The organism is Streptomyces sp. NPDC051018 (assembly GCF_044456085.1).
Classification (GTDB): Bacteria; Actinomycetota; Actinomycetes; order Streptomycetales; family Streptomycetaceae; genus Streptomyces.
This window is the reverse complement of sequence record NZ_JBITFN010000020.1, coordinates 1-4,535: the sequence shown is the minus strand read 5'-3', so window position 1 is coordinate 4,535 and position 4,535 is coordinate 1. Positions and strand designations below refer to the sequence as shown.

The window sequence follows — 4,535 nt, the reverse complement described above, 5'->3', positions numbered from 1 at the left end:
CGTGTCACCTGCGCGATATCGCGGACCTGAGTGGTCAGATTACGGAAGACGGTGTTGACCGAGTCGGTGAGGTCCTTCCAGGTCCCGGCCGCGCCCGGCACCTGCGCCTGGCCGCCGAGCAGCCCCTCCCCGCCTACCTCGCTCGCGACCCGGGTGACCTCGTCCGCGAACGTACGCAGCGTCTCGGTCATCTGGTTGACGGTCTCGGCGAGTTGGGCGACCTCCCCGCGCGCGTTCACCGTGACCTTCTGCGACAGATCACCGTTCGCGACCGCCGTGGTCACCTCGGCGATGGCCCGCACCTGGGACGTCAGATTGCCGGCCATGGTGTTGACCGAGTCGGTGAGGTCCTTCCACACACCGGCCACACCGGGCACCTCGGCCTGGCCGCCCAGCTCGCCCTCCGTACCGACCTCGCGGGCGACCCGGGTGACCTCGGAACCGAGGGACTGCAGCTGGTCCACCATCGTGTTGACGGTGTTCTTCAGCTCCAGCATCTCGCCGTCCACATGGACGGTGACCTTCTGTGACAGATCGCCCTTGGCGACCGCCGTGGTCACCAGCGCGATGTCCCGCACCTGAGCGGTCAGCCGGTGCGCCATGGTGTTGACGGAGTCGGTCAGGTCCTTCCAGGAACCGGAGACTCCGCGCACCTGGGCCTGTCCGCCGAGCTTGCCCTCGGTGCCGACCTCCAGCGCCACCCGCGTCACCTCGTCGGTGAACGCCGACAGCTGGTCCACGAGGCTGTTGACCGTACGCGCGACCCTGAGGAACTCACCGCGCAGCGGGCGTACGACTCCGTCCCCGCCCTGGGAGCGCAACTCCATCCGCTGGTCCAGATCGCCGTCGGCGACCGCGGAGAGCACCCGGCCCACCTCGGACACCGGCCGCGCGAGATCGTCCACCAGCGCGTTCGAGGCGTCCACCGCGGCGGCCCAGGAGCCCTCACAGGCGCCCGTCTCCAGCCGCTCGGTGAGCTTGCCCTCCCGGCCGACCACTCTGCGTACCCGGGCCAGCTCACCCGTGAGATGAACATTCCGGTCCGCGACCTCGTTGTAGACGGCCGCGATCTGGGCCATCACATCGTCGCCCGACACGGTCAGACGCCTGCGGAAGTTCCCGTCACGCATGGCCACCAGGGCGGCCAGCAGCTTGTTCAGAGCCGCCGTCTCCACCTCTGTCGTCCCATTACTCCGGGATCGTCCGCCTTTCGCGCGCGTGGTTTGTGCACGCGCCGTCACGCCAGACTCCACCGTGTCCCTCCCGCAGGGGTTGACCGTACTGCCCGGGGCTCCCACCGGCAGCCTGCCCAGTGTTTCACCCGTGCCGAACCAGGCCATAACAGTTCGGCAGCTTCGCATAGCGTCCCCGCCCCCGGAGGGCGGAAACAGCGGCAACCGGCATCCGCTCGGACTGCGAAGGTAAGTAACCTGGCATCCGGCTGTCCAACCGCCCCGGTCCGCCCGGCCTGGGCGACACGGGCGCGAGCACTATGACCGGGCACCGGGAGGGACAGGCCGATCATGGCAGAGCCGGGCGTCGAGACGCGTACGAGGAGTTCAGTGATCACCGCTCGGGCGGCCGCCAGCTTCGACCCCGTCGGGCGGTCCGTGGCGACCGCCCGCGCCTTTGTGAGGGACACACTCCAGGGCTGGGGGTACAGCGACGTCGTCGACGACGCGGTCGTCCTCACCAGCGAACTGGTCACCAACGCCGTCGTCCACGCGGGCACCGCCGCCGATGTGCTCTGTCTGCGTACGGAGGACAGCATCCGGGTCGAGGTCGCCGACCGCTACCCTGAGCGCGAGGTCCCCATCCAGGGCACCGGCCACGCCTTCGCCTCCCTCGACAGCGAGAACGGCCGCGGACTCCTCATGTGCTCCGCCCTCGCCTCCCGCTGGGGCGTCGAGTACACCTCCACGTTCAAACAGGTGTGGTTCCAGCTCGACCTCCCCCAGCGCCCGGTCGGCACCCGCACCGCCGGTCCGGTGCTGCCCACCCCGATGCTCCCCGTCGCCGACGAGCGCGTCCGCGTCGCCGTCGCGCAGATCGACAGAACCGGCTCGATCACCGTCTGGAACGAGGACGCCGAACATCTCTTCGGTTACGCGGCCGAGCAGGTCATCGGCAAGCCCCTGACCGATTTCGCCGCGTGGCCGCACACCCCCGGCATCGGTACGGGCATCGCCGAGGCGCTCCAGCTCTCCCGCTGGGAGGGCAGCTACGGCGTCCGCGACCACGACGGCCGGGTCATCCCCGTGTACGCCTCCCACCTGCGGGTCCGTGACACCCAGGGCGAGCCCTCCACGGTCTGTCTCCTCGTACGGGACGACGAGCGCGCTGTCCTCCAGACCCCGCAGCGGCACCCCGTCAGCGAGTCCGGCTCGGAGAGCCACAGCACGGACCCCTTCGAGGTCTTCATCGGCTCACCCGCCCCCGACGACCTCGACGGCCTCCTCCAGCGCACGGTCGAGCGCGCCCGCGACATGCTCGACGGCGACTCGGCCTTCCTGCTGCTCGCCACCGACGACGAGACCGAGCTGGAGGTACGGGCCACCACCGGGCTCCCCTCGGCCCGCCAGCGCTTCGCCCGCGTCCCCGTCGAAGCCGGCACCGGCCGGTACGGCTCCGCCAGGATGCCCGCCGTCCACGAGGACCTCGCCTCGGTCCCCGGCGCGGTTCCCCTGCTCAGCTCGACCGGGATGCGGTCCGTCGTCACCGTGCCGCTCAAGGTCGAGGGCCGGCTGACCGGCTCCCTCGGCGTCGCCGCGGAATCCGCCGGCCGGTACACGAACGAGGAGGCCCTGCGCCTTCAGTTCGCTGCCGACCGTATCGCCCTCGCCGTCGAATCCGCCCGCCTCGGGGAACTGGAACGGCTGCGCCGCGGCTCGCTCTCCTTCCTCGTCGAGGCCTCGGACCTGCTCGCGGGTACCCTCGACCGGGACCAGACACTGGCCCTGATGGCCCAGATGACCGTTCCCACCCTCGCCACCTGGTGCGCCGTCTACACGATCGCCGACCAGGCGTCCGACCCGTACCTCAGCTTTGTGCTCCACGAGGACGAGGACCGCATCGACGGGCTCAAGGCCCTGCTGTCCAAGGTCGCCCCGCCCGACCCGGTCCCCACTCCCGGGGCCCGCGTCTGGACGGCCCCCGCGGAGGCGGCCCAGAAGGCAGCCCTCCTCACCTCCAAGCGGGAACTCGGCCTCGGCTCCTCGACCCCCGTCTCCTCCGGTATCGGCACCACGCTCGCCACCGCCGCCGCGGTCGGCGGGGAAACAGTCGTCCTGCCGCTGGTCGCCCGCAACCGTGTGATCGGGATGCTCACGCTCGGCAAACCCTCGGACGACCACTTCCGCCAGGAGATCCTGGAACTCGCGGAGGATCTCTCCCGGCGAGCCGCCCTCGCCCTGGACAACGCCCGGCTCTACTCCGAGCGCATGGCCATCAGCCAGTCCCTCCAGCGCAGCCTGCTCCCGCCCGAGTCGCCCCAGATCCCCGGCGTCGAGGTCGAGGTGATCTACCGCGCGGCCGGCGAGGGCAACGAGGTGGGCGGCGACTTCTACGATGTGTTCCCCATCCGTGACGGCGCGTACGGCTTCGCCATCGGCGATGTCTGCGGTACGGGCCCGGAAGCCGCGGCCGTCACCGGCCTGGCCCGGCATGCCCTCCGTCTGCTGGCCCGCGAGGGCTTCGGCGGCCCGGCCGTACTGGAGCGCCTCAACGCTGCCATCCTCGATGAGGGCGCCCGCAGCCGCTTCCTCACGCTGCTCTACGGCGAACTCTGGCCCCAGGACGACGGCAGCGCCCAGCTCAAGGTCGTCTGCGCGGGCCACCCGCTCCCCCTGCGCCTCCGCCCGGACGGCACGGTCGAGGCCGCGGCCGAACCACAGCCCCTGCTCGGCGTCATGGACGATCTGGAGCTGTACGAGCAGATCGTGACCCTCGCTCCCGGCGATGTCCTCCTCTGTGTCACCGATGGCGTCACCGAACGCCGCGAGGGCACCCGCATGCTCGGCGACGAGGGCCTCACCGAAGTCCTCACCGGCTGTACGGGCCTCACGGCGGGCGCGGTCGCCTCCCGGGTCCTGCGAGCGGTCGAACGCTTCGCGGCCGAGCCGGCCTCCGACGACATGGCCATCCTGGCGATGCGCATCCCGGAGCCCCGCAGAGACTGACGCAACATGAGAAAGGCCCCCGCCATAAGGCGGGGGCCTTTCTCATGTACTGATGCACCGAGCCCCAATACGGAATCGAACCGTAGACCTTCTCCTTACCATGGAGACGCTCTACCGACTGAGCTATTGGGGCCTGCCGCCCTGGGGCAACGAGCAAAAGCATACCCCGAGTCGCCCCCTGCTTTGAACCAGCCCCGACGAACCGGCTCACTCGAATCGACATCACCCCGGAACCAACTACGCCCGAGCATACGAAGCAATGCAAAAAAGGACCCTTGGTCCAGCGTGAACGCTGGACCAAGGGTCCTGAATAATTGTTCGGCGGTGTCCTACTCTCCCACAGGGTCCCCCCTGCAG

General features: G+C 70.0%; 2 protein-coding genes and 1 tRNA gene. 1 reads left to right on the top strand and 2 read right to left on the bottom strand.

The annotated features are described in order from the left end of the window. The coding region (locus ACIBCM_RS27930; RefSeq protein WP_399247882.1) for a HAMP domain-containing protein at positions 1-1,253 on the bottom strand (1,253 nt) is incomplete at its 3' end. A gap of 270 nt (positions 1,254-1,523) precedes the next feature. Here ACIBCM_RS27930 and ACIBCM_RS27925 point away from each other — a divergent pair. Continuing rightward, a complete protein-coding gene (locus tag ACIBCM_RS27925) occupies positions 1,524-4,178 on the top strand; it encodes a SpoIIE family protein phosphatase (RefSeq protein ID WP_399247880.1) in 2,655 nt (884 codons plus the stop codon). Between the two features lie 60 nt (positions 4,179-4,238). On the opposite strand, the gene ACIBCM_RS27920 is transcribed toward ACIBCM_RS27925, so the two are convergent. Continuing rightward, positions 4,239-4,311 (bottom strand) — tRNA-Thr (locus ACIBCM_RS27920). Between the last annotated feature and the right edge of the window lie 224 nt (positions 4,312-4,535).

What these genes read in the sequence shown, in the direction of transcription:
- ACIBCM_RS27925 (WP_399247880.1), top strand. Translation starts at nt 1,524, where the DNA reads ATGGCAGAGCCGGGCGTCGAGACGCGTACGAGGAGTTCAGTGATCACC.